Here is a 24,110-nt window from a genome sequence, read left to right on the forward strand (position 1 = left end):
GTTCCTCGGCATGACTTTTTCGGGCGCGGCCGTGCCGCTTGAAATGAGCAGGTCGACCACGAATTCATCGGTTATATCGACCTTGCTATGGAAGTTGTGGAAGAAGTTCGATCCAACGTGTGGCTTGGTTTGTCAGGTTGTCATCTCTGACGTGAGCGACAAGTGTGGTAAGCGGCCGAATCAGATTCTTTACCCGACGGAGTGATCGAATTGTATCAATTGACCTCTGCTGCCAATTGTGAGCTAGTTCTGCCGCCTGCTCGTAAGTGAGATCAATCAGGTCGAGACAACGGTGTATGAGACCGTTCGGTTCAAGGTTCTCATCAACGCTCGCTGGGTCGATGCCGTTGCTCAGCAGAACTGTGCTCAGGTTTGCAAGTCGTGTGGCTGACTCTTCTCGTGTGATTGCTCCGTCGGCTTCGGCGCACTCAACTGACGCTGTTGCAGCGCGTGCCCAGAGTATTCTTTCGTTGTCAGGTGTTTCGCTGAACGTCGCCCTTCCGGTTGCGTCTTGCACGAGGCCAAGCCACCAGTTCGTCGTTTTTCCTCCGGCTGGTTTGGAGTCGAGAATATCTTGCTTCTGCTGTTCTTTGTCGAGGTTGAGATCGAAATGATGTCTGTTCATAGGAACTCTATCCCGTGTTGCCTGAAGGCATCTCTGCCGACGTCAAGGCTACTGTCGCTTGGTCGGAAGTGCCCGCTGTGGTTGTTCACCTCGAGCCCGAAGTAACCTCCGTTTCCCCCTGCGATGTTGGCTTCCCCTGCGGCTTGTACGGGGTTTCCGTTGGTGAGAACTGAGTGAGATATTTCTTGTCCGTTCACATGCTTAGGTATGGCTCGCAGCTCCCCGTCCTCGGTCACAGCCCACTTGATCTGGCCGTCATTGATCATACTGTCGAACTCCGGTGTTCCTGGCGAGGTGGGGCTTACTCCCAGTTGCTCGGCCAGTGCGAGTTCTTGGTCCAGGGTGTCGGGCATTTGATTAGGGAACAAGCAGTTCTGGAGTCCGAGCGGGTCGATCTGGCGCGTAGGATTCCAGGCGTACCGATGAGGGTTTGGTCCTGCTTTGAGCCCGAGTGGATCGGTGCTGCCATATCGACCCGTGTTTGGGTCGTAGTAGCGTTGGTAGTTGTAGTTGAATCCGGTTTCAGGATCGTGGTACTGGCCGGGGAAACGCAACGGAGTGTATGCGCCGGTCCGGCTTTGATCGGTTGTCTTGCCCCAGATGGATGTCCTGTGGAACCAGGCAATGCCCCCTTGGTCATTTACAAGTTCCGAAGGCGATCCGACGATATCCGTGATAATTGAGTAGAAGTGTTCCTCGATCCATTGACGTGGCGCGTTGCGCAAAGGGGAGCGTTCGGTTTGCGTGACAGGGCGAAAAGTTCCAGGGGCGTAATTCCAAGTTGTTACTTTTGTGCCGCCGAAGCCTGCGTTGTTCTGGGTGCCAGCGGCATGAGATTGCTCTACCAGGATGGTGCCATCCCAGGAAAAGTCAATCTGTTCTATGACTCCTGAACCATCCGCGGTAAGGCGCTGCTTTGCTACGCGTCGTCCTAGTGCGTCGTACCGATAGCGCCATCGTGAGCCATCGGGTGTGAGCAACTCTATGAGACGGTCGTCGGGATCCCAGAAATATCGCCAAGTCTCAGGCTTTCGCGACAGTCTTCTCTGCTGCCGCAGTACGACACGGCCTTGTGCATCGTGTTCGTAGCGCACCTTTCCGGCGCGGCGAACCAATGTTCCGCTGTATTCGCGGTCGCCGAGAGTCTCGAAATCTGGCGAGTTGTCGGCGGCGGGCCATGAAGCCGAAGTGACATTTCCCGCTACGTCATACGCATAACGTTCTGTCCAGCCGGCTCCATGAACAACTGCTACTCGGCCGGACTGGTCGAGCTCGAAAATCCTATTGCCCGTAAGCTGATCATCCAGCCGGATCAGGAAGCCGTCTTCTCGATAATGATAAGATCGGTGCTGGATTTGACGATTTCCGGCTCCAGTGATCGTTTGGGCGAAAAGTTCGTGATTTGGCCCCCATGCCTGGTTCAGGACTGCCTCGTTGCCCAGCTTGCGGCTGGTTTCGTAACCCGCCACGTCATACTCGAACTCCAACGAGCGGCCGCCGGTTTGGAGTGTGACTGGCTGACCTTTTGCGTCGTATCGCCATGAACTTTCTAAGCCGGAGGGGGTGCGGAGTTGTACGCGGCGGCCCGCCGCGTCATACGTTGACGTTACAGTCCTGCCGTTGATTGTCTCTGACAGAACCCGACCGCAACGATCACGTTGGAAGGTAACCTGCGTATCCTCGTCGAGTGCTTCGGCAAGTCGTCCTAATGGATCAAATCTGAAGGTCGCAATAGTTGATTCGGTGCGTCGTTCAATTACGTTGCCGAGTGGGTCGCGTGTGAATAGAGTTCGTTGTCCGACGCCATTGGTGATTTCGGTCAACTGTCCTGCGTTATCGTGGCGATACATGATGGTGCGGCCGTTGAAGTCGAGTTCCCGTGCCAGGTTTCCTGCTGGATCGTATTCGTATCGCCAAACAAGTCCCTGTTCGTTAGTAACGCTGATCAGGCGTAACTCTGTGTCGTACCCGAAGGTCAGTTGGGTTCCATCCGGTCGGGTCTCCTTGATTGGAAGATCAAAAGTGGTGTACTCGGTCTCTGTCGTTTGTCCCAAGGCGTCGACATATGTTCGGACGTTGCCTTCGCCATCATGGATCCAACGTGCAGTCGAGCCGTTGGGCAGCGTTCGCCAAGCCGGGCGACCGTCGACTGTCCAGCCGAACTGGGTGGTCGAACCAGTGGCGTCGGTAGCTGTGCGCACTCGGCCAAAACCGTCTCGTTCTAGCAGTCGAGAATTGCCGATCGGATCCGTGATTTTGACAGGCATTCCTGCTTGATCCGTCTCGATGCGCCGTACGTTTCCCAGTGGATCGCGTATCGTGCTGACGTTGCCGCGTTCGTCGTGCGTGTAGCTGGTAACTGCACCCAATGGGTCGACAATCTTGATGAGGTTACCGTGTTCGTCGTACTCGCGACGTGTTGCTGCGCCATCGGCGGAAATTGTGATGATCGGCAAATTGGAGTTGTTGTACTCGAAACGAAATTGGCTTCCATCTGGGCGTGTGACCGCAATCAGGTTCCCCTGTTCGTCGTATTCGCGACGAACAGTGCGACCGAGCGGGTCTGTTCGGGACAGGAGCCTGTCGTAGGCGTCCCACTCGGACAGCGTTTCTCCGCCGAGCGGGTCGATTTCGCGGACCACTTGGCGCTTTTCGTTCAGGTGGAACGTCGTGACGTGGCCGAGGGAGTTGGTGAGGCGGGTGACGTCCTCTTCGTACTCGAACGTGCCCGTCAGGAAGCCGCCGGAGCCTTCCGTGCCGACGCAGCGGCCCTGGCGGTCGTAGGTGTAGCGGTACCAGTGGGCGTTTCGGTCCGTCCAGCTGGTTATTCGGCCCGCTTGGTCGTATTCGAACTTCAGCGGCAGCCCGGAGGCGTTGACCACGCCCGTCAGGCGCTGGTCCGCGTACTCGTAGCGCATCAGCAGGAGGTCTTCGCCGTTGTCCGCTTCGCGCAGGTAGAGCGCCGTGATCAGGTCGTTCTCCGACTCGACCCGGATTCGGTAGCCGCCCGTGTGGCGGATCTCCACCGGGGTACCGCTCGCGTCGTGGTCGAACTCGATCCGGTTGCCGTTGCGGTCGGTGATGCTGGTCAGCGGCAGGACGCGGTTTCCCGGCGCGAAGTGCAGGCGCCGGCCGGATGCCGTCTCGGTCAGCGTGTAGCCGTCGTCTTCGTGCCTGGTGAGCGTGTTGCGGGAGCCCTCGAACCGGACGGTCGAGCCCACCGCGGGTTCCGGGCCGAACAGCAGCTTTCCGTCCTCGGCCACGAACGACACACCCGCGCTGCCCACCTCCAGCCGCTGGTCCAGGGTGGACGTCCAGGACGGGCCGAAGTGCAGGCCCACCCGGTACGACGACAGGTGCGTCCGCTTCAGCACCAGCGGGAGCACGGCCGCGATCTCCACGTCGGTCTGCGGCAGGATCATCTCGCCGCTGGCGACGTCGATCGGGTCGTTCTCGCACTTCCGGTCGGTCGCGTCGCGGTTGGGAGTCTCCGGGTCGTCGGTCTTGCCCTGGAGGTTTCCGTCTTCGCTCTTGGACTTCGGGTTGTCCGGAGACGTGCCGTCCGGGCTTGAGGACGTGCTGTCGGGGGAGGTGCTCGACGGGGACGTGTCGGGGGAGTTGGGGGTGGCGTCCGGGGCGTCGGGTTTGGGGCTCGGGGCGTCCACACCGGACGGTTTGGTGCTCGCCGGGCCGTCCACCTTCCGGAGGCCCTTCAGGGCGTCCTTGATGCCTTCCCAGATCTCGTCGAGCTTCTTCAGCAGGGGTTGGAGCTTGTTCAGGGAGCGGGTCAGCTTCGTGATGACGTCCGAGATCTTGCTGACCCACTTGGCGATCATCCCCGCCGCCTCCGCGACCACCGCCGGGGTGCCGACGCCGAGGGTGCCGCCGATCTCCGCGATCCAGCGCGGAATCTTGGTGATCAGGGCCGCCACGCACTCGGCGACCAGGTCGCGCACCAGTTCGCGGACGATGCCGACCAGCACGCCGACGATCTCGACGACCGTGCTGATCGTGTTCGCCGCGCCGCCCGCCGCCTTGATCTGCTCGGCCTGCTTCGTCGTGGCGTTCTTGTAGGCGTCGGCCGCCTCACCGGTCCAGGTGCCGGTGATGTTGTTGACCTCGTTGGTGAAATCGGCCGCGACCTGCTCCACCGACTTCGCGACGTTGCCCCACGTCTGCGCGTAGGCGGAGATCTGGTCCGGGTCGCCGGCCAGCCAGTCCAGCGCGTCCGACAGCGGCTTGACGTGCTCCATCAGCCAGGACACCGCGTACGAGACCAGCGTGCCGACCGGGTCCATCACCATCGACAGCGCTTCCAGGCCCGCGCCGGCCGCGCCGAGCGCGATCTCCGACCAGGAGCCCATGTCGATGCCGGACTGGAGGTCGCCGACGGACTCGAGCATGCCGATGCCGCTCACCGCGGTGGTGGAGTCCTGGCGCTGCGCGACCAGCGGGTTGTCCGCCATCACACCTCCCAGCCGGAGAAGCTGTCGGCGTTCGCCTGGTCACCGGATTCGTACGTCTGCGCGGTGTCCTTGACGTTGCCGGCCTGATCGCTCATGGACTCCGACGCGGTGGACAGGGCGTCGACCCCCGGCTGCGAGACCGCCTGCACGATCGGCACGAAGAACGAGCAGATCACCCCGTAGGCCTCGGAGCCCATCGTGACCTGGTTCGCCGCGTCCAACGCGGTCTTCAGCTGGTCGGAAAGCGCGTCGAGCTTGCTGGCGTGCGCCCGGAGTTCCTCCGGCGACACGTCGAATGCGTTCGTCATCGTCATCCCCCAGGCGACGGTCAGCGCAGGTAGGTGCCGTCCTCGAAGTCTTCGTCGTCGGGCGGCCGGCGCTCCGCGCCGTCCTCGGCTTCGGTCTCGGGATCGGGGAATCGCTCGCGGTAGGCCGACACGACCGCGTTGACGGTCTCGGTGTCGTCGCCGACCGTGGCCGACATGACCTCGGCCACCTGGTCCCGGATGCCCGCCTGGGCCTGCCGCATGGTCGCGAGCACCGACTCCGCCAGGCCCGCGCCGGACATCCGGCGCGACTCGTCGGTGATCTGCAGGTCGGTGACCGCGCCGGCGCTGTCGACCGTCACCCGCACCACCCCGTCGCGGGACTCCGCGGTGGCCTTCACCGCCGTCACCTGCTGTTGCATCTGCTGGTAGCGGTCGGCCTTCTCCTGGACGCCTGCGGCCCAGCGCCTGATCTCCTCTTCGGTTCGCGCGCCGTCGACGCCGAACACCGGCTCGCTCACGAATCCCCCATGGCCGCTCGGTTCCCGATCTCGCGCAGGCTAACCGCGGCCTCGGCCGCGAGGCAGTGATTCGGGCCGAAACTGGCCCGATCAGAGCAGCGCCCGCCCGCCGCCGGCCGGAGTGGCGTTGACTACTCCCGGTGCTGGTGGATGCGGGTTTTGAGAGCTCGCTGTGATATCCAGGTAAGGGTGACCCTCCAGCCGCTCGCGACCGCCGTCCACCGCGCCTACACCGCGGATCTGGACGCCGAGGACTTCTACCGGATGCTGCGCCTGCGCGTCGACGTGTTCGTCGTCGAACAGGAATGCCCCTACCCGGAGCTGGACGGTCGCGACCTGGAGGAGACCACCCGCCACTTCTGGATCGACTCCGCCGACGGCTACGTGCTCGGCTACCTGCGGCTGCTGGAAGACCCCGACGGCACCTTCCGCATCGGCCGCGTCTGCACCGCCAAGAGCGCGCGCGGGCTGGGGCTGGGGCGCAAGCTGATGCGCGCCGCGGTCGCCGAGGTGCAGCACTCGTCTGCCGTGCTCGCCGCCCAGACCTCCGCCAAGGAGTTCTACCGCTCCTTCGGATTCGTCGAGGACGGCGAGGAATACCTCGAGGACGGCATCCCGCACGTCGACATGCGCCGGGAGCCCCGCCGGCGGCCGTGACCGCCGCGGCTCGGGACTTGGCCTCGGCCGGCCGCGCTCCCTGCGTTCAGCTGGAACGTGGCGGAGCGGCAATGGGTGCCCGGGACGGCGTGATCGCCGCGATGCGCTGCCCCGCTTCTGTCGCCCTGCTACCCGACCCGGTGCTCCGCGGCCGGGCGAATCGCGCGCATCCGTTCTGCCGGCCCCGCACCTGAGCCGGCTGAGCCGGTCCCGGCCCAGCGGCGCTCCCATCTCCGCGAGCACGCCATCGCACTCGCGCATTTCCACCGCACCGAGACGGCCTGATCCCGGCGTGCACCCGCGCACACCGCCGTGCGCGAGGAGGAAAACCGGTGACCGGCGGTGGCGCTTTCGCGCGAAACCGGCGTTCTTCGTGGGGCGGGGTGGCGCTTTCGCGCGAAAACGCCGCTGCTCGGGTCCCGGCCGCAGTGGTGCTGGTCTCGTCGCCGCCGCGGCCGGTTGGTCCGCCGGGCCGGTTCTGCGACGATGCACCTTGATCCGTATGCAAGGGGTGCGCCAGGAAGCCGGTGGGAATCCGGCACGGTCGGCGCCACTGTGACCGGGGAGCGGCCCTCCCTCGCGAGCCACCGGGGCGACCTGGGAAGGCCGGAGGGGCGCGGTGATCCGGGAGTCAGGACACTGCCGCCCCTTGTTCCCGCCACCGGGGCGTCCGAACCCCGAGGAAGGAACACCGGCATGACCGCTGCCCCGCGCTTCCCCTTCTCCGCCGTCGTCGGCCACGACGACCTCCGGCTGGCGCTGCTGCTCAACGCCGTGCACCCGGCCATCGGCGGCGTGCTCGTCCGAGGGGAGAAGGGCACGGCGAAGTCGACCGTGGTGCGTGCGTTGGCGTCGCTGCTGCCGCCGCTCGACGTGATCACCGGCTGTCGCTTCGGCTGCGCCCCGCAGGCCGCCGACCCGCAGTGCCCGGACGGTCCGCACGGCTCCGAGTCCGCGCAACGCCCCGCCCAGCTCGTCGAACTCCCCGTCGGCGCCACCGAAGACCGGTTGATCGGCTCGCTCGACCTGGAACGCGCCCTGACCGAAGGCGTCCGCGCCTTCCAGCCCGGCCTGCTCGCCGCCGCGCACCGGGGCGTGCTCTACGTCGACGAGGTGAACCTGCTGCACGACCACCTCGTGGACCTCCTGCTGGACGCCGCGGCGATGGGCCGCGCGCACGTCGAGCGGGAAGGCGTTTCGATCTCGCACGCGGCATCGTTCCTGCTGGTGGGCACCATGAACCCGGAGGAGGGCGAGCTGCGCCCGCAGCTGCTCGACCGGTTCGGTCTCACCGTGCACGTCGCCGCGTCGCGGGACGTGGCGATCCGGACCGAGGTGGTGCGCCGCCGCCTGGCGTTCGAGGCCGACCCGGCCGGGTTCGCCGCGCGGTGGGCCGACGCCGACGCCGAACTGGCCGAGCGGATCGCCGCCGCCCGCGCGCGGGTGGACTCGGTCGCCCTCCCCGACGCCGAGCTGCGCCGGATCTCCGCGCTGTGCGCGTCCTTCGACGTCGACGGCATGCGAGCCGACCTCGTGCTGGCGCGCACCGCCGTCGCGCACGCGGCCTGGCGCGGCGCCGAGGCGGTCGCCGAGGAGGACGTCGAGGCGGCGGCCCGGCTCGCGCTGCCGCACCGGCGCCGCCGCGACCCGTTCGACGAGCCCGGCATCGCCGAGGAGCAGCTCCAACAGGCCCTGTCCGAGGCGGCGGAGCACGCCGACGACGGCGACGACGAACCGCCGGAAGGCCCGGACGGCGGCGGTCAGCCGCCGGAAGGGCCCGAAGGACCCACCGGGCCGGACGGCGGAGCCGACGGCTCGGAGGAGCGCAGCGACGACCGGGTGCCCGCGGAGCGGCCGCCGGCGGCGCCGGCGCCGGCGTTCCAGGCGCGGCTGCTGGAGGTGCCGGGGCTCGGCGACGGCGCGCCGGGGCGGCGGTCGCGGTCCCGGGCGCGGAGCGGCCGGACGACGCGCTCGTCCACTGTGGAGGGTCACGGCATCCACCTGGCGGCCACGCTGGCCGCCGCGGCGCCCCACCAGGTCGCGCGCGGGCGCAGCGGCCCCGGGCTGGTGTTGCGCGGCGACGACCTGCGGCGCGCCATCCGGGAGGGGCGCGAGGGGAACCTCGTGCTGTTCGCGGTGGACGCGTCGGGGTCGATGGCCGCCCGGGAGCGGATGTCGGCGGTCAGCGGCGCCGTCCTGTCGCTGCTGCGGGACGCCTACCAGCGGCGCGACAAGGTCGGCGTGGTGACCTTCCGCGGCGACTCGGCGGAGCTCGCGCTGCCGCCGACGTCCTCTGTGGACATCGCGGCCGCGCGGATGCGCCGGCTGCGCACCGGTGGCCGCACGCCGCTGGCCGACGGGCTGCTGCGCGTGCACCGGGTGGTGCAGACCGAGCGGATGCGGGACCCGCAGCGGCGGGCCCTGGTCGTGCTGCTGACCGACGGGAAGGCCACTGTGCCGGTGGATTCCGGGCTCACCGGGCGGATTCGCACTCAGCGGGCGGTCGATGACGCGCTGCGCTCGGCGGGCCTGCTCGCCGAAGCGGGCGTCGCGTCCGTCGTGGTGGACTGCGAGAGCGGACCGGTCCGGCTCGGCCTGGCCGGCCGGATCGGGGCCGCGCTGGGTGGTCCCTGCCTGCGGCTGGAGGAGCTGTCCGCGGACAACGTCGCCGGAGTCGTGCGCGCGGTCCGAGGCGAGCGCGCCCGTGCCGCTTGATCTCGTTTTGGTTACGAGATCCTGCGTTCCGTCTTCTGACTCACCCGACCGATTGGTACGGTGACGCCGTCCACCTGACCCCCAGGGGTGGACCCGCAAGATGCCCCCGCGCTCCCGGTAACCCCCAGGCCGGTCGAGTGCGGGGGCTCTTTCAATCGCCCGTCACGCCGCCCGGCCGCTGACCGATGGCGGCCCGCCCCGCGCGACGACGCGGGTTTGGTAGCGGTGGCGACAGGCGGCCGCGACGATCAGCAGCGGAACCGCCGTGGCGGCGGCGACCCCGAAGATCAAGCCGTACGAGCCGCGCTCCGCGAAGTACGCGGCCGCCGCCGATGCGGCCGCGCTGCCCAGGAACAACGCCGACGCGAACAGCGCCACGGCGGTACCCCTGGCCTCCGGGACCACCGAGGTCACCCAGGTCTGCAACGACGAGTGCATGAACGACCAGCCGCCGCCGAGCAGCAACGCCGTGACCACCACGGTCGCGATGCTGGCGGTGGCGGTCACGACGAGGTAGCCGACGAACATCGATGCGCCGCCGATCGCGATCAGCTGCCAGACCGCCAAGCGCCGCCCCAACGCCTTCACCAGCCGGGAGAACACCCACACGCCGACGCCGTACGCGGCGGTGGCGAGCCCGGCCACCGCGACGTCCACGCCCTCGTGCACCAGCGCCGACGCCAAGAACGTCATGGTGCCCAGCAACACCGCGCCCTCGACGAACACCAACCCGAAGACCAGCAGCGCCCAGCGATTCGTCAACACCGCCATCAGGTGGCTGCGCACGCCCTGGGCCTGAGCCCGCTCCGGCTCCGGCAGCTTGCGGAGCAGGACGACGCACACCACGGCGCAGACGGCGGGAAGCGCGAAAACCGCGCGCCAGTCCAGAAAACCGGCCAGCAGTCCGCCGGCGGCGGTCGCCAGCGCGGTGCCCATCGCCGAGGCCGCCATCAGATCCGAAAGCGCGCCCTGCCGGTGCTCCTGCGGCACGGTGTCGCCGACGTAGGTCAGCGACGCGGGCACGACGGCCCCCATGCACGCACCGGTGACCACGCGCGCCACGACCAGCGCGGTCAGGCTCGGCGCCAGCGCGGAAACCACCCCGCCCACCGCTGCGGCGAGCATCGTGCCGCGCATGACCGGCAGCCGGCCGAAGCGGTCCGACAGCAAACCCCACAGCGGCTGGGAAAGGCCGTAGGCGAGGAAGTAGCCGCTGGCGACGGCGACCGCCCCGGCCAGCGGCTCGTCCAGCGCCAGCGCGATCAGCAGCAGCATCGGGGTGACCGCGAAGCGGTCGAAGTTGGAGGTCAGCGTGGCGAAGGACAGCACCAGCGGCGGCCTGGTCGGCATCGGGCGGCTCCTCGCTGACTGGGACGACCGTCCATGTTCGTCGCCTGCACCGTTCCAGAACCCCGTGACCTCGGCCACCGTCGACAAGGGCGGCATTAGGCCATTGGACGAAGTTCCTGGAGTTCGCCGAGCAGATCCGGCAGGCCGCGACGAAGACGGAGCACACCTGGGCGAGGCCGGTGACGCCATGCGGAAGCGCGTCACGCAGCCGGCCGACCACATGTCGCACTCCGGCAGCGCCGGCGAGCGCTGGAACACCTTCAGACCGGCGGACAAGCAGCGGCTGGCGCGGTACCTCGACGAGCAGGTCGGGGCCTTCCGGCCCGCTCGCTGAGACCGTTCGGGACGTGTCGGACGGTGCCGGGGCGGCCCGTTAGGGTCGGGGCATGCCTCAGGGACAGCCTTCGACAGTGCCGAACGACGGGTTGACCACTCGCCAGCGCCGCAACAGGCCGCTGCTCGTGGTGCACACCGGCGACATGAAGGGCAAGTCCACCGCCGCCTTCGGGCTCGCCCTCCGCGGGTGGAACCAGGGCTGGTCGATCGGGGTCTTCCAGTTCGTCAAGTCGGCGAAGTGGCGCGTCGGCGAGGAGTCGGCGTTCCGCGCACTGGGGCGGTTGCACGACGAGACCGGCGAGGGTGGGCCCGTCGAGTGGCACAAGATGGGCGAGGGCTGGTCGTGGGCCCGCAAACAGGGCAGCGAGGAGGACCACGCGGCCGCGGCCCTGGAGGGGTGGCGGGAGATCGCCCGCCGGATCGGCGAGCAGCGCCACGGGCTCTACGTGCTGGACGAGTTCACCTATCCGCTGCACTGGGGCTGGGTCGACGTCGCCGAGGTGGTCGAGACCCTGCGCGACCGGCCCGGGCACCAGCACGTCGTGATCACCGGCCGCCACGCCCCGCAGGCCCTGATCGACGCCGCCGACCTCGTCATGGAGGCCACCAAGGTCAAGCACCCGATGGACGCCGGCCAGAAGGGCCAGAGGGGCATCGAGTGGTGACCGATTCCTCGCTCGCCCGGGTGGTGGTGGCGGCACCGGCGTCCGGGCAGGGGAAGACCACCGTGGTGACCGGGCTGCTCGGCGCGCTGCGGCGGCGCGGGACCGGGGTCGCGCCGTTCAAGGTCGGCCCGGACTACATCGACCCCGGCTACCACCGGCTCGCCGCCGACCGCCCGGCCCGCAACCTCGATCCCGTGCTGGTCGGCGAGGAGCGGATCGCGCCGCTGTTCCGGCACGGCGCCGCCGGCGCCGAACTGTCCGTCGTGGAAGGCGTGATGGGCCTGTTCGACGGCCGCATCGGGCCGGGCGAGGGGATCGCCGCCGGATCCACCGCGCACGTCGCGCAGCTGCTGGACGCGCCCGTGGTGCTGGTCGTCGACGCGAGGGGCCAGAGCCACAGCCTCGCCGCGCTGCTGCACGGTTTCCGCAGCTATCGCCCGGAGGTGCGGATCGGCGGCGTGATCCTCAACCGGGTCGGCTCGCAGCGGCACGAGCAGGTGCTCCGCGACGCCGCCGACAACGCCGGCCTCCCGGTGCTCGGCGCGATCCCGCGCGCCGATGATCTCGCCGTCCCGTCGTGTCACCTCGGCCTCGTCACGGCCGCCGAACACGGCGGTGCGGCCGTCCGCGCGGTTGAGGCGATGACCGAAGTCGTTGCCCGGTCGGTGGATCTCGACGCGGTGTGCGCGCTCGCCGGCTCGGCTCCCGGATTGCCCGGCGCCGCCTGGAATCCGCGCGACGAGGTGCAGCCGCAGGCCGGGGCCGTGGTCGCGGTGGCCGGCGGGCGGGCGTTCACCTTCGGCTACGCCGAGCACGTCGAGCTGCTCGAAGCCGCCGGTGCCGAGGTCGCCGTCCTCGACCCGCTCCACGACGAGCGGCTGCCCGAACGCGCCGCGGGCCTGGTGCTGCCGGGCGGCTTCCCCGAACAGCACGTCGCCGAACTGTCGGCGAATACCTTGCTGCGCAAGGAAATCGCGGCTTTCGCCGCCACAGGGGCACCGATCCACGCGGAATGCGGCGGGCTGCTGTACCTGGCGGAGGAACTGGACGGCCACCCGCTGTGCGGCGTGCTCGACGCGCGGGCGCGGATGTCGCCGCGGCTGACGCTCGGTTACCGCGACGCCGTGGCCGCCGCTGATTCCGTCCTGTTCGGCGAAGGCGCACGGGTGAGCGGGCACGAGTTCCACCGCACCGTCCTGGAGCCCGGCAGCGGCTCGAAGCCTGCCTGGTTGTGGCGTGCCACGGGCGCGCAGCGGGAAGGGTTCGTCGACGGCGGGGTGCACGCTTCGTACTTGCACACCCATCCGGCCGGGCAGCCCGAAGCGGTGCAGCGGTTCGTGGCGCGGTGCGCGCGATGAGGCTCGCCCGTCCGGCGATCCGGGGATGCTGATTCCGGCCGCGCTGCGCGAATTCCGTGGAGCGGGAACAGTTTTCGTCCCGGGAGCCGCCCGGGTGCAGCGGCTGCGCGATCAGGACGGCACCGTGGCTTTGCTCACTCCAAAGGATCCCGCCGCGCATTCGGTTTCCAGCCGTTCGGCGGTGGGCGGCGCAGGGGCGGGGAGAGTCGTGTGACGCACCGTGATTCGGGTGATGCGGGACGTGACCGCGCTGCGGGTCGCTTCGCGGTCACGCGGTACGGTCGTTTCCTGCGAAGGCGGCCGGTGGCTCGGCGAGCTGCGCGCCGCGATCGCCGAATGCGGAGCCCCGGAGCGCTCGGTCCGCGCCGAGCACCTTGGCACGCCGGACGCGCGAGTGCTCCCGCCGTCCGGTGTGTCCGAAGTGGATGACGCGCCGTATCTGTCCACCGTGGTAGTACTTCCACCCCGAGGCGGAAGAGGAGAACAATGCTGACTGGCCGGATCTCGTTCATCGGTGCCGGGCCCGGCGCGGCCGACCTGATCACGGTCCGCGGCGCCCGGCGGATCGCCGAGGCCGACATCGTGGTGTGGACCGCGAGCCTCGTCGCGCCGGAATGCATCCAGGAGCACGCGCGCAGCGACGCTGAGCTGATCGACTCCTCCCGGCTGACCCACGAGCAGGCGCTGGAGATCTACCGCCGCGCCGAGCGGGACAAGCTCAGCGTCGCCCGGGTGCACTCCGGCGACCCGTCGCTGTGGGGAGCGGTCCAGGACCAGCACGACGCGTGCGCGCGGATGAACGTGGAAGTCGAGATCGTGCCGGGCGTTCCGGCGTTTTCCGCCGCCGCGGCCGCGGTCGGGCGGGAGCTCACCGTGCCGGAGGTCGCCCAGTCGCTGGTGCTGACCCGGCTGGAGGGCGGCAAGACGCCGATGCCGGAAGGCGAGAAGGTGCGCGAGTTCGCCAAGCACGGCACCACGATGGCGCTGTTCCTGTCGGCGTCGCGCGCCGCGCAGCTCGTCGAGGAACTGCGTGCCGGCGGCTACCCGGAAGACACCCCGGTGCTGGTGGCCTACAAGGTCTCCTGGCCCGACGAGCTCCTGCTGCGCACGAACCTCGCCGACCTGGAGAAGACCGTCAAGCAGCACAAGCTGTGGCGGAACACGCTGTTCATTGTCGGGAAGAGCCTCAACGGCAGCGGAACCCGCTCGCCGTACACCACTGGGCACTTCCACACGTACCGCCGCGCCGACCCGGTCACGCGCCGGGCGCTGCGGGCGGACCGGCCCATCCCGGTGCGCCAGCGCGCGGAGAACACCGCGCCGCGCGCCGAGGAACCCGGTGAGAACGGCCGGATGCGCGAGTCCGACGTCGCGTGGTGGGCGGTGCGCGACTGGCAGGAGAGCGCGCGTGGCGCGGCGCGGGTCGCGTCCGCCCGCACGGCCCGGCGGGTCGACGAGGCGCAGTCGCAGCTGTTCGCCGAGGAACCCGTTGCGGCCGTCGAACGGCCGGTCGACGCGGTGGCGCCGGTCCGGGCGGAAGCAGCTGGGCGCGAACAGCCCGTAGACGTGGATGAACAGCCCGTACGCGCCGAAGCAGCGGAGGCGCAGCCGAAGCGGACCTCCGCGGCGCGCACCACGACCACCCGGGCCACCGCGAAGGCCGCCACCGCGAAGCGGGGGACGAAGACCGCGGCGAAGCGGACGAAGTCCGCGACCACCACGACGGCGGCGAAGGCGAAGCCCGCCGCCAAGCGCAAGCCCCCGGCGAAGCCGGATGAGCAGGGCGAATAGCGAGGCGGAGCCGACGCTGCGGCGTGCCGTCGCCGGCGCGGTCGTGGCGTAGCCACGAGGTCCGAAGTAGACATCGGGTCGCCCGGACGGGCCCCGGTCGCCCACCGGTCATGCGAGATGTGGCAGCGGGGCGGGCCGTTCCCGGCGTGTGCGGTCCGGCTCCGCGCGCAGGTGGCAGCAGTATTGAAGCGGATCAGCCAGGAATGCGGTCGTCGGCCGCGCGTTCGGGTCGCGGTGGCGGACTCCGGGACGAACGCGCGGTGGCGGCCGCCGGAACGAGGTGGGTGACGTGGCAGTCACGGTGATCGGGGTCGATGGTGGCGACCTGCCGAGGGGCAGCGCCGAGGTGCTGGAGTCGGCGCGGCTCGTGGTGGGCGGCAGGCGGCACCTGGAGGAGCATGCGCCGGAACACGCGCGCAAGCTCGAACTCGGGCCGCTGGAACCGGCACTGAACGCGCTGTCGTCGCTGTCCGGCGACGAGAGCGGCGTGGTGCTGGCCTCGGGCGATCCCGGTTTCTTCGGCGCCGTCCGCGCGCTGCGCGACCGCGGCATCCGGTGCGCGGTGCTGCCGTCGACCTCCAGCGTCCAGCAGCTGATGGCGCGCGTCGGCCGGTCCTGGGACGACGTCGTCGTGGTCAGCGCGCTCGGCAGCGACCTCAGCCAGGCGATCAACGTCTGCCGCGCTCGACCGGCCGTGGTGGTGCTGACCGCGCCGAAGGCGGGCCCGGCCCAGATCGGCTCCGGCCTGGCCGGCTGGCGGCGCACCATGATCGTCGCCGAGGACCTCGGCGGGCCGAACGAGTCGGTGGTGACCCTCGAACCGGCGGAGGCCGCGAAGCGCAGCTGGCACGAGCCGAACATCGTGCTCTCCCTGGCGGATCTCGACGACGTGCCGCACCGGGGCTGGATCGTCGGCGGCGAGCCGGTGCCGCCGGCGACCGGTTGGGCACTGTCCGAGGACGAGTTCTCGCACCGTGACGGCATGATCACCAGTGCCGAGGTGCGGGCCGTCGCGCTGGCGAAGCTCGCGCCGCGGCCGGGCACGCTCGTCTGGGACGTCGGCGCGGGTTCGGGCTCGGTGGCGGTGGAGTGCGCCCGGATGGGCGCGGCGACGATCGCGGTGGAGTCCGACGAGACGCAGGCGGTGCGGCTGATCACCAACGCCGCGAGCCACGGCGTGGACGTCCGGGTCGAGGAGGGCTCCGCGCCGCAGGTGCTGCGCAACCTGCCGCGACCGGACGCGATCTTCGTCGGAGGCGGCGGCACCGAGGTCGTCACGGCGTGCGCGCACGCCGGGGCGTCCCGCGTCGTGGTGGCGCTGTCGGCGCTGGACCGGGTCGCGCCGACCCGCGACGCGCTGCGCTCGGCCGGCTACGAGGTCGAGGGCGTGCAGCTGTCGGCGGCCCGGCTGGCGGAACTGCCCGACGGCGCGTCCCGCCTGGAAGCGGCCGACCCGGTCGTCCTGATCTCGGGCTACCGGAAACAACGCTGACCCCATGCCGCCCAGCCGGACCGCCACGCAGCACGAGGATGAAAAACCTCGACGGAAATCGCGGCCGGGCGTGGTGCCCTGGTGGGTGGGAGAGGGTCACGTGGGTGGGACCATGCGGAGTCGGTGAAAGCAGTCGTCCAGGTTGAGGAGTGGCAGTGATCGGTCTGTTCGCGGTGACCGCGGCGGGACGGCGGTCTGCCGCCGAACTGGCCGGACGGCTGGGGCCGGACGCGGTCGTCGCCGACGGGCCGATCGCGCCCGCCGTGCGCCGCTTGTGGGACCACCTGGACGCGGCGGTGTTCTTCCTGGCCAGCGGTGCGGCGGTGCGACTGGTCGCGCCGCTGCTGCGGGACAAGCACAGCGATCCCGGCGTGGTCTGCGTCGACGACGACCGCCGCTTCGCCATCGCCCTGACCGGCGGCCACGCCGGGGGCGCGCTCGCCGAGCAGGTCGCCGACGTGCTCGGCTGCACCCCGGTGGTCACCGCCGCCTCCGACAGCACCGGCACCACCCCGCTGGACGAGCTCGTCGACCAGCTGGACGCCACTGTGGACGGTGACCTGGCGGCCTGCGGCGGCGCGATCCTCGACGGCTGGTCGGTCCGCCTCGTCAACCCGCACGGCTTCCCGTTGCCGGCGCTGCCGCCCAACGTTTCCGCCCATCCCGAGGCGCCGCTGTGGACGGTCGTGATCGACGATCGGCGGCCGACGGAGGACGAGGAGCGGACGCTGCGGCTCATCCCGCGCACGCTGGTCGTCGGCGTCGGGGCCGCCCGCGGCGTCTCGCGGACGGCGGTGACCGAGACGATCGCCCGGCTGGACCGCGAGCACGGCCTGGACCCGCGGGCGATCCGCGCCGTCGCCAGCGTCGACCTGAAGGCCGACGAGGACGGCATCCTGGAGGCGGTGCAGGACCTGGGCTTCTGGCACTCCGACGGCGGCGAGGAGCTGTCGCTGCTGACCTACCCGGCGGAGGCGCTGGCGGGCATCGAGGTGCCCAACCCCAGCGAGGTGGCGAGCGCGGCGGCGGGCACGCCCTCCGTCGCCGAGGCGTCGGCGCTGCACGCGGCCGCCGAGCTCGGCGGTGGGGCGCCCGTCGAGCTGGTCGTGCCGAAGATCAAGGGCGACGACGTGACCGCAGCCGCCGCGCGCATCCGGCCCCGCGGCCGGCTGGCGATCATCGGCATCGGCCCGGGCGCCCCTGACCTGCGCACCCCGCGCGCCGACGTCGAGCTGCGCCGCGCCTCCGTGGTCGTCGGGCCGGACGAGCACCTCGACCGGGTCCGGCACCTGCTGCGCCCCGGCACCGAGGTGCGCGCCACCGGCGCCGAGGCGGTCGCGCTGGCGCGGGAGGGGCGCGCGGTGGCGTTGGTCGGCGGGGCCGCGATGGCGGACCTGGTGCTGGAGGAGGCCGGTGCCGACATCGAGTTGGTCGGCGTGCCCGGCGTGACAGCGGCGCTGGCCGCGTCCGCGCTGCTGGGCGGGCCGCTCGGGCACGACCACGCGCTGATCGGCCTGTCCGACGCGCACACGCCGTGGGAGGTCATCGAGCGCCGCGTCCGCGCGGCTGCGGAGGCCGACCTCGTGGCGTGCTTCCACAACCCGAGTTCGGGGCCGCTCGGCCGCGTCCTGGAGATCCTGGCGGAGCACCGCCCGGTGACCACGCCGGTAGGCGCGGTCCGCGGGGCCGGTCGCACCGGGGAGCGGGTGTGGTGCGTGCCGATCGGCGACTTCGACCCGGCGGCGGTGGACGCGTCCACCACGGTGGTCGTGGGCACCTCGCGGTCCACAGTGGTCGATGGCCGGATGGTGACCCGGCGGACGCCCACCGGCGCCTGAGCGACCGTTTCAGCCTGGCTTCGCCTGGCTCGTCCGAAGGCGCCCGGCACCTGCCCCAGGCGGACAGGTCCCACGCGTGCCCGCCCAACGACCCTGGAGAGGTCGTTTCCGCTTGCGGCGGACTCGGCGGGCACCACGGTCCGTCTGGCGAGGACAGCTCAGGCATGCACGAGTCCGGGCGGTGATTCCCCGTAGGTGGCCATCGCTGCGGGAAGTCGTCTCCAAGGCCGCTGGTTTTGGTGGGGTGGGCGTGCGAAGCTGGCTGGGATGAGCGGGCACATGTCTCCCGAGGAGTTCCGGGAGTTCGGCAGGCAGGTCGTCGACTGGATCGCCGACTACTACTCCGGCGTCGAGCGGCATCCGGTTCGGTCCCCGGTCCGGCCCGGGGAGGTCCGGGCGCAGCTCCCGGCGCACCCGCCCGAGCGGGGCGAGCCGTTCGAGCGGGTGCTCAGCGACCTCGACGCCGTGCTGGTGCCGGGCGTCACGCACTGGCAGCACCCGAACTTCTTCGCCTACTTCCCGGCCAACGCAACCGGCCCGTCGATCCTCGGTGACCTGCTCTCCAGCGGGCTGGGCGTGCAGGGCATGGTGTGGGCGACCAGCCCGGCGTGCACCGAGCTGGAGACCGTCGTCGTGGACTGGATGGCCGAGCTGCTGGGCCTGCCTGAGCACTTCCGGACCGACGCCGTCGGCGGCGGGGTCATCCAGGACTCGGCGTCCAGCGCCGCGCTCGTCGCCTGCCTCGCCGCGCTGCAGCGGATCAGCGACGGGCAGGTGGCGAGCCGGGGCATCACCCGGCGCCACACGCTCTACGTCTCCGCGCACACCCATTCGTCCCTGGAGCGCGCGGCGCGGATGGTGGGCGTCGGCGGGGACAACGTCCGGATCGTCGACGTCGACCCGGACACGCTCGGCATGGATCCCGAGCACCTCGACGCGCTGATCGCCGAGGACCTCGCCGCCGGCGCGGTGCCCACGCTGGTGTGCGCGACGATCGGCACCACCTCGACGACGGCGATCGACCCGGTCCGCGCGGTCGGCGAGGTGTGCCGCGCGCGCGGGGTCTGGCTGCACGTGGACGCGGCGTACGCGGGCGTTGCCGCGGTGTGCCCGGAACTGCGCTGGATCAACGACGGCGTCGCCGAATTCGCCGATTCGTACTGCACCAACGCGCACAAGTGGCTACTGACGAACTTCGACTGCAGCCTGCTGTGGATGGCCGACCGGCGGCCGATGGTCGACGCGCTGTCGATCCTGCCGGAGTACCTGCGCAACCCGGCGACGGCGTCCGGTGAGGTGATCGACTACCGGGACTGGCAGGTGCCGCTGGGCCGCCGGTTCCGGGCTTTGAAGCTGTGGTCGGTGCTGCGCTGGTACGGCGCGGAGGGGCTGCGCGAGCACATCCGCACCAGCGTCGGCCTGGCCCAGGAGTTCGCCGACCGGGTCCGCGACGACCCGCGGTTCGAGCTGCTGGAGCCGCACCCGCTGGGCCTGGTCTGCTTCCGGCCGCTGTTCCCGGCGCTGTCCACAGAGGACGCCAACGACCGGGTCTACCGGCTGATGGAGTCGCTGAACGACTCCGGCGAGCTGTACCTGACCCACACCAAGGTGGACGGCCGGACGCTGCTGCGGCTCGCGGTCGGTTCGCCGCAGACCGAGCGACGTCACGTGCTCGCGGCCTGGAAGCGGATCCAGGAGGCGATGGGCTGACCTGGCCGCGATCAGCGCGTGCCCGATCAGCACGAGCACGTGCACCGGAGCCGGCCAGTCGCCGGCCGAGGCGGTTTGGAGGGCGTGGAGCGCGGCGCCCGGCGCGGTGAGGCCGCCGATCGGTTGCAGCGGGCCCGGAATCGCAGCCAGCGGCAGGCCGGGCAGCAGCAGTGCCGCAGCGAGCGCCGAACCGGTGCGGCGGGGCAGCGCCGCGGTCAGCAACCCGCAGCTGAGCAGCGCGAGCGCGGTGAGCGTGCATGCGACTAGGAGGGCCATGGCCTTCTGCGGCTGCATGATGGCCGTGGCGGCCAGCGACAGCCCGGCGAATGCCGCCAGGTGCGCGAGGAACGCCGCAACCGGGTCGGTGCACCGCCGCAGGTTGGCGGCCGCGATCGTCAGCGCGACGACGATGGCCGCGGGGAGCCCGATCGCGGGTGCGAGGAGGCAGGAGAGGATCGAGGCGATCGCCGGCGGTCGGCGGGGCAGCCTCGCCAGCTCCGCGCCGACGCGGTCGCCCAGATCATCCACAGTGGACGAGTCTTCGCTGATTGCCATGGCGTTGACGCTAGGAACGCCGCGTGCCTGCGGGTATGCGTCTTGCTGCCGTTCGAGGTGGGCTTTCGGCCCGTTCGGGAGTAGAGCTAGCTCTACCTCCACGCGGAAGGCACGGGCAGTGCATTTCCGCCGGTGCCGGAGAAGATGGACTTATGCGAAATCGGGCACGACAACGTGCGACAACCGCCGGGCGCGGGCTGGTGCTCCTGCTGCTGGCGCTGCCGGGGCCGCTGCTGTTCGTGCTGTACCTGTTCGGTCTGGGGGCGGCGTCGCTCGGCTTGCTGTGGCCGGGGGAGTGGCTCGTCGGACGCTGCCGGGCGGCCGCGAACCTCGGCCGGCGGCTGGCGCGGGACTGGGGCGGCGTCGAGGTGCCGGTGCCGTACCGGCCCGCCCCGCCGGAACCGCAGCCGGACGCCGAGGGCTGGTACCGGCACGACAAGGCGCTGTACCGGAAGCCGCGCATCCCGCGCTACCTCGCGCGCGTCGTGTGGTTGGCGGAGGACCCGGCGACGAACCGGGACCTGAACTGGATGCTGCTCAACACGGTCGCCGGCGCGGTGCTGGGCCTGCTGGCGGTGCTGGGCGGCCGGACTTTCCTGCGGGCGCACGGGCTTTGGACGCGGCTGCTGCTGAGCCCGGTTCGGCCGTGCCGCTGGTGGGAACGCGTCGTGCACGGGTTGCACGACCTCTGGCACCTGGCGGTTCTCGGCCTGCTGGCCGTGGTGAACCTGCTCGCGGGCGTACTCCTGGTCGTCCTCTTCGTCGTCACCCACGTGCTGGGCGCGTTCGTGTGGTGGCCCTGGTGCAACCGGGTCGCCCGGCTGCTCGCGGGTCTGGGCCGCAGCCTCGCCGGGAAGTGGTCCGGGGTGGCGGTGGACGAGGTCTACCTGCCCTTCGTCGCGCCACTGCCCACTTCCGACGGGCTCTACCGGGCCGGCCGGATGCTGCGGAAGTCGCCGCGACCCGCGATCAGGTGGGCCCGCTACCGCCAGGCGATGACCGATCCGGCGAGCGCGCGAGACCTGTTGTGGCTGCTCGGCGACGGCCCGGTCACCGCGGCGCTGCTGGCCCCGCTCGCGGCGTTGTGCTGGGTCTTCGGCTGGGGCTTCTGGATCCCGTTCTGGATCTGGATCGGCGGCCTGTTCTCCGACGTCGGGCAGCCGTGGGCGGAGCTGCCCGCCCCGGCGAAGTGGCTCGCGGAAACCCCGCTGGCCGGGTTCCCGCTCGGGCTGGCCGCCGGGGCGGCGGTGGTGGCGCTGGCGCCGCCGCTGGTGCGCCTGCACGGCCGATGGACTCGTGTGCTGCTGGCGCCGACCGGGAAAACCCTGCTGGCGCAACGGGTTCGGCGGCTCGCCGAGACCCGCGCCGACGCGACCGAAGCCGAGGACACCCAGCTGCGCCGCATCGAGCGGGACCTGCACGACGGCGCCCAGGCCCGGCTGATCGCGCTGGGGCTGAAGCTCGCGGCCGCGGAGCAGCTCCTGGACAGCGACCCGCAGCGGGCCAGGGAGCTGCTGGGCGAGAGCAAGGCCGAGTCCGGGCAGACCCTCGCCGAACTCCGCGCCCTGGTGCGGGGAATCCGCCCGCCGGTGCTCACCGAGCGCGGCCTCGTCGATGCCGTGCGCGCGCTGGCCCTCGACCTGAGCGTGCGGATCGAGGTGTCGGCGGACCTGCCCGGGCGATGCCCGTCCGCAGTGGAGTCCGCGGCCTATTTCGCGACCCGGGAGCTGGTCACGAACGCGCTCAAGCACGCCGGGGCGGAGGCGATCCGCGTCGAGCTGGATTACCAGCGGGGGTCGCTGCGGGTCGTCGTGACCGACGACGGTTCGGGCGGGGCCGACCCGGACCGCGGCAGCGGGCTGCGGGGAATCCGGCGCAGGCTCGGTACATTCGACGGAACATTGCACCTCAGCAGCCCGCTCGGCGGTCCGACCCGGGCGACGATGGAGATCCCGTGCGCGTTGTCCTCGCAGAAGACCTCTTCCTCCTCCGAGACGGCCTGACCACCCTGCTCGCCGCGCACGGCTGCGAGATCGTCGCAGCCGTGGAGACCGGTCCCGAGCTGGAGCGGGCGCTGTTGGAGCACCGGCCGGACGTGGCGGTGGTCGACGTGCGGCTGCCGCCCACCCAGACCGACGAGGGGCTGCGGGCCGCGCTGGTCGCCCGGCGCGAGATCCCGGGACTGCCGGTGCTGGTGCTGTCCCAGCACGTCGAGCAGCTGTACGCGCGCGAACTCCTGGCCGACGGCACCGGCGGGATCGGCTACCTGCTCAAGGACCGGGTGTTCAACGCCGAGCAGTTCATCGACGCGGTGCGCCGGGTCGCCGCCGGCGGCACCGCGATGGACCCGGAGGTGATCTCCGCGCTGGTCGCCCGGCGGACCACCCCGCTGGAGCGGTTGACGGAGCGGGAGCGCGAGGTGCTGTCGCTGATGGCCGAGGGGCGCTCGAACGCGGCGATCTCCCAGCAGCTGTTCATCAGCGAAGGCGCGGTGAGCAAGAACATCGCGAGCATCTTCGGGAAGCTGGGCCTGGAAACGTCCGACGACACCAACCGCAGGGTCCTGGCAGTGCTGGAATACCTCAAACAGTGAGGTTTTTTCATCCTCAATTTGCGTGGCGGTGCAAGTAGCGGCCCCCTGCGGGAGTTACTGCGGCCTTCTCGCTGTGGGATCCCCGACATCATGAATGCGAGGGTGGGCTAAGCGGCTGCGCCGCTTCAAAGCAAATGCCGACTCGAACAACACAGCCTCTATGTCGACCCAGAGCTTTCACGCCGCGGCCCGCGCCTCTGCGAGTCCTCGGGGCTTGGGGGCGCGGGCCGGATCGGGCCTGGTGCCGAGCACGCACGCCACGGCTCCGATGGCCATTCCCAGCACTGCGGTGACCGACGGCGTTTCGCCCAGGATCGGCCAGGACAGCAGGGCGGAAACGGGCGGGACGATGCAGAACAGGGCGCTGGCCCGGCTCGCGCCGCCGACCGCGATCGCCCGCAGGTAGAACGCGGTTCCGGCCACCGATCCCGCCAGGACCAGCCACAGCAGCACCGCGGTCGCCTGCCCCCAGTGCGTGACGTGGCCCTGTTCGAACACCGCGATCACGCCGACCGCCAGAGCCGCCGCGCCCGACTGCACGGCGCCACCGGCCCGGACGTCGACCCCGGTGCAGTACCGCTGCTGGTAGAGCCCGCCCGCGGAGAATCCGAGCAACCCCAGCAGGGTGAGCAGGATTCCAGGGTTCACCGCGCCGTCGGCGAGCACCTGGCCGCCGAGCGTGACGACGACGGCGAGCACGCCGAGGACGAGCCCGATCGCGCGGATCCGGCTCAGCCGCTCGCCCAGGAATCCGGCCGCGAGTGCCGCGGTGAGCACCGGGTTCATGGCGAGCACCAGCGCGGTCACCGATGCCGGGACCCCGACGGCCATCCCGCCGTAGCACCCGGCGAACTGCGCTCCGCTGGTGAGGATTCCGGCGACGGCGGTGTGCCCGAACCGCTTGCCGCCGGGCCAGGTCGCGCGGGAGCAGACCGCGATCGCCGCGAACACCAGCGCGGCCAGCGCGAGTCGCACGGACGTCAGGAGGAACGGGGGAGCGGCGCCGACACCCAGCTTCCCGGTGGGGAATCCGCTGGCCCAGATGACGACGATCGGCGCCGCCAGCGGCAGCGGGATCGAGCGGGTGCTCTGCATGATCCCAGCCTCGCCTGCCGGGTCCGGCCGCGTCCAACGACGATAAGTGATCGCGATCGATTTCAATCACTGATCGG

At 70.5% G+C, this 24,110-nt stretch carries 19 protein-coding genes and 1 riboswitch; of the genes, 13 read left to right on the plus strand and 6 right to left on the minus strand.

Going from position 1 to position 24,110, the window contains the following annotated elements; all coding sequences use genetic code 11:
* Positions 1 to 85 precede the first annotated feature (85 nt).
* The 4 genes from BLW84_RS46050 to BLW84_RS07770 are packed head-to-tail and all read right to left on the minus strand — an operon-like array spanning position 86 to position 5,878.
* Positions 86 to 625, minus strand: coding sequence for a hypothetical protein (locus BLW84_RS46050; protein ID WP_143060886.1), 540 nt, complete (start codon positions 623 to 625; stop codon positions 86 to 88).
* Positions 622 to 5,091 carry an RHS repeat-associated core domain-containing protein gene (locus BLW84_RS07760; protein WP_093262890.1) on the minus strand — a complete coding sequence of 1,490 codons (4,470 nt, stop codon included), beginning with the start codon at positions 5,089 to 5,091 and terminating at the stop codon, positions 622 to 624. Before BLW84_RS07760 ends, BLW84_RS46050 begins: the two co-directional genes overlap by 4 nt.
* Positions 5,091 to 5,399 carry a type VII secretion target gene (locus BLW84_RS07765; protein WP_093263118.1) on the minus strand — a complete coding sequence of 103 codons (309 nt, stop codon included), beginning with the start codon at positions 5,397 to 5,399 and terminating at the stop codon, positions 5,091 to 5,093. The genes BLW84_RS07760 and BLW84_RS07765 overlap by 1 nt, the downstream gene beginning before the upstream one ends.
* A 20-nt stretch (positions 5,400 to 5,419) precedes the next feature.
* Positions 5,420 to 5,878, minus strand: a complete 459-nt coding sequence (locus BLW84_RS07770; RefSeq protein WP_093262893.1) for a YbaB/EbfC family nucleoid-associated protein — start codon at positions 5,876 to 5,878, stop codon at positions 5,420 to 5,422.
* Positions 5,879 to 6,067: 189 nt separating this feature from the next.
* Here BLW84_RS07770 and BLW84_RS07775 point away from each other — a divergent pair, with 189 nt between their 5' ends.
* From BLW84_RS07775 to BLW84_RS07780, 3 genes are all read left to right on the plus strand, one after another.
* On the plus strand, positions 6,068 to 6,535 hold the full coding sequence (locus BLW84_RS07775; RefSeq protein ID WP_093262896.1) for a GNAT family N-acetyltransferase: 468 nt from the start codon (positions 6,068 to 6,070) through the stop codon (positions 6,533 to 6,535).
* A 71-nt stretch (positions 6,536 to 6,606) separates the two neighbouring features.
* Entirely contained in the window at positions 6,607 to 6,729 is a 123-nt protein-coding gene (locus tag BLW84_RS49835; RefSeq protein WP_281247370.1) for a hypothetical protein, read from the plus strand.
* Between the two features lie 298 nt (positions 6,730 to 7,027).
* A riboswitch (cobalamin riboswitch) is annotated at positions 7,028 to 7,199 on the plus strand.
* Positions 7,200 to 7,231: 32 nt separating this feature from the next.
* A complete protein-coding gene (locus BLW84_RS07780; protein ID WP_093262899.1) occupies positions 7,232 to 9,250 on the plus strand; it encodes a putative cobaltochelatase in 2,019 nt (672 codons plus the stop codon).
* Between the two features lie 162 nt (positions 9,251 to 9,412).
* Here BLW84_RS07780 and BLW84_RS07785 read toward each other — a convergent pair whose 3' ends face one another.
* On the minus strand, positions 9,413 to 10,600 hold the full coding sequence (locus tag BLW84_RS07785) for an MFS transporter (RefSeq protein ID WP_093262901.1): 1,188 nt from the start codon (positions 10,598 to 10,600) through the stop codon (positions 9,413 to 9,415).
* Positions 10,601 to 10,787: 187 nt separating this feature from the next.
* On the opposite strand from BLW84_RS07785, the gene BLW84_RS47290 reads away from it, so the two are divergent.
* The 10 genes from BLW84_RS47290 to BLW84_RS07830 all read left to right on the plus strand — a co-directional run bounded on the left by BLW84_RS47290 (position 10,788) and on the right by BLW84_RS07830 (position 22,938).
* Complete coding sequence (locus tag BLW84_RS47290; protein ID WP_177226342.1) at positions 10,788 to 10,934, plus strand: hypothetical protein; 147 nt, start codon at positions 10,788 to 10,790, stop codon at positions 10,932 to 10,934.
* A gap of 52 nt (positions 10,935 to 10,986) precedes the next feature.
* Positions 10,987 to 11,601, plus strand: coding sequence for a cob(I)yrinic acid a,c-diamide adenosyltransferase (cobO, locus tag BLW84_RS07790; RefSeq protein ID WP_093262904.1), 615 nt, complete (start codon positions 10,987 to 10,989; stop codon positions 11,599 to 11,601).
* Positions 11,598 to 12,959, plus strand: coding sequence for a cobyrinic acid a,c-diamide synthase CobB (locus BLW84_RS07795; protein WP_425441687.1), 1,362 nt, complete (start codon positions 11,598 to 11,600; stop codon positions 12,957 to 12,959). The genes cobO and BLW84_RS07795 overlap by 4 nt, the downstream gene beginning before the upstream one ends.
* 486 nt (positions 12,960 to 13,445) lie before the next feature.
* Positions 13,446 to 14,750 (plus strand): precorrin-4 C(11)-methyltransferase, encoded by a 1,305-nt coding sequence (gene cobM, locus BLW84_RS07805; protein ID WP_093262913.1) that lies wholly within the window; start codon positions 13,446 to 13,448, stop codon positions 14,748 to 14,750.
* Between the two features lie 289 nt (positions 14,751 to 15,039).
* Complete coding sequence (gene cbiE, locus BLW84_RS07810; RefSeq protein WP_093263122.1) at positions 15,040 to 16,242, plus strand: precorrin-6y C5,15-methyltransferase (decarboxylating) subunit CbiE; 1,203 nt, start codon at positions 15,040 to 15,042, stop codon at positions 16,240 to 16,242.
* A 155-nt stretch (positions 16,243 to 16,397) separates the two neighbouring features.
* Positions 16,398 to 18,080, plus strand: a complete 1,683-nt coding sequence (locus tag BLW84_RS07815) for a bifunctional cobalt-precorrin 5A hydrolase/precorrin-3B C(17)-methyltransferase (RefSeq protein ID WP_093262916.1) — start codon at positions 16,398 to 16,400, stop codon at positions 18,078 to 18,080.
* A gap of 279 nt (positions 18,081 to 18,359) precedes the next feature.
* Positions 18,360 to 19,790: a pyridoxal-dependent decarboxylase gene (locus tag BLW84_RS07820; protein WP_093262919.1), complete on the plus strand. Its 1,431-nt coding sequence runs from the start codon at positions 18,360 to 18,362 to the stop codon at positions 19,788 to 19,790.
* Between the two features lie 18 nt (positions 19,791 to 19,808).
* Complete coding sequence (locus BLW84_RS46055) at positions 19,809 to 20,057, plus strand: hypothetical protein (protein ID WP_143060887.1); 249 nt, start codon at positions 19,809 to 19,811, stop codon at positions 20,055 to 20,057.
* Positions 20,058 to 20,497: 440 nt separating this feature from the next.
* Positions 20,498 to 22,348, plus strand: a complete 1,851-nt coding sequence (locus BLW84_RS48920) for a sensor histidine kinase (RefSeq protein WP_177226343.1) — start codon at positions 20,498 to 20,500, stop codon at positions 22,346 to 22,348.
* A complete protein-coding gene (locus BLW84_RS07830; protein ID WP_093262925.1) occupies positions 22,300 to 22,938 on the plus strand; it encodes a response regulator transcription factor in 639 nt (212 codons plus the stop codon). Before BLW84_RS48920 ends, BLW84_RS07830 begins: the two co-directional genes overlap by 49 nt.
* 177 nt (positions 22,939 to 23,115) lie before the next feature.
* Here BLW84_RS07830 and BLW84_RS07835 read toward each other — a convergent pair whose 3' ends face one another.
* Complete coding sequence (locus tag BLW84_RS07835) at positions 23,116 to 24,033, minus strand: DMT family transporter (protein ID WP_093262927.1); 918 nt, start codon at positions 24,031 to 24,033, stop codon at positions 23,116 to 23,118.
* Positions 24,034 to 24,110 lie beyond the last annotated feature (77 nt).

Origin of the sequence: Saccharopolyspora shandongensis (assembly GCF_900106995.1) — a bacterium.
Classification (GTDB): Bacteria; Actinomycetota; Actinomycetes; order Mycobacteriales; family Pseudonocardiaceae; genus Saccharopolyspora; species Saccharopolyspora shandongensis.

What these genes read in the sequence shown, in the direction of transcription:
- BLW84_RS46050 (WP_143060886.1), bottom strand. Translation starts at nt 625, where the DNA reads ATGAACAGACATCATTTCGATCTCAACCTCGACAAAGAACAGCAGAAG.
- BLW84_RS07760 (WP_093262890.1), bottom strand. Translation starts at nt 5,091, where the DNA reads ATGGCGGACAACCCGCTGGTCGCGCAGCGCCAGGACTCCACCACCGCG.
- BLW84_RS07765 (WP_093263118.1), bottom strand. Translation starts at nt 5,399, where the DNA reads ATGACGAACGCATTCGACGTGTCGCCGGAGGAACTCCGGGCGCACGCC.
- BLW84_RS49835 (WP_281247370.1), top strand. Translation starts at nt 6,607, where the DNA reads ATGGGTGCCCGGGACGGCGTGATCGCCGCGATGCGCTGCCCCGCTTCT.
- BLW84_RS07780 (WP_093262899.1), top strand. Translation starts at nt 7,232, where the DNA reads ATGACCGCTGCCCCGCGCTTCCCCTTCTCCGCCGTCGTCGGCCACGAC.
- BLW84_RS07785 (WP_093262901.1), bottom strand. Translation starts at nt 10,600, where the DNA reads ATGCCGACCAGGCCGCCGCTGGTGCTGTCCTTCGCCACGCTGACCTCC.
- BLW84_RS47290 (WP_177226342.1), top strand. Translation starts at nt 10,788, where the DNA reads ATGCGGAAGCGCGTCACGCAGCCGGCCGACCACATGTCGCACTCCGGC.
- cobO (WP_093262904.1), top strand. Translation starts at nt 10,987, where the DNA reads ATGCCTCAGGGACAGCCTTCGACAGTGCCGAACGACGGGTTGACCACT.
- cobM (WP_093262913.1), top strand. Translation starts at nt 13,446, where the DNA reads ATGCTGACTGGCCGGATCTCGTTCATCGGTGCCGGGCCCGGCGCGGCC.
- BLW84_RS07820 (WP_093262919.1), top strand. Translation starts at nt 18,360, where the DNA reads ATGTCTCCCGAGGAGTTCCGGGAGTTCGGCAGGCAGGTCGTCGACTGG.
- BLW84_RS48920 (WP_177226343.1), top strand. Translation starts at nt 20,498, where the DNA reads ATGCGAAATCGGGCACGACAACGTGCGACAACCGCCGGGCGCGGGCTG.
- BLW84_RS07835 (WP_093262927.1), bottom strand. Translation starts at nt 24,033, where the DNA reads ATGCAGAGCACCCGCTCGATCCCGCTGCCGCTGGCGGCGCCGATCGTC.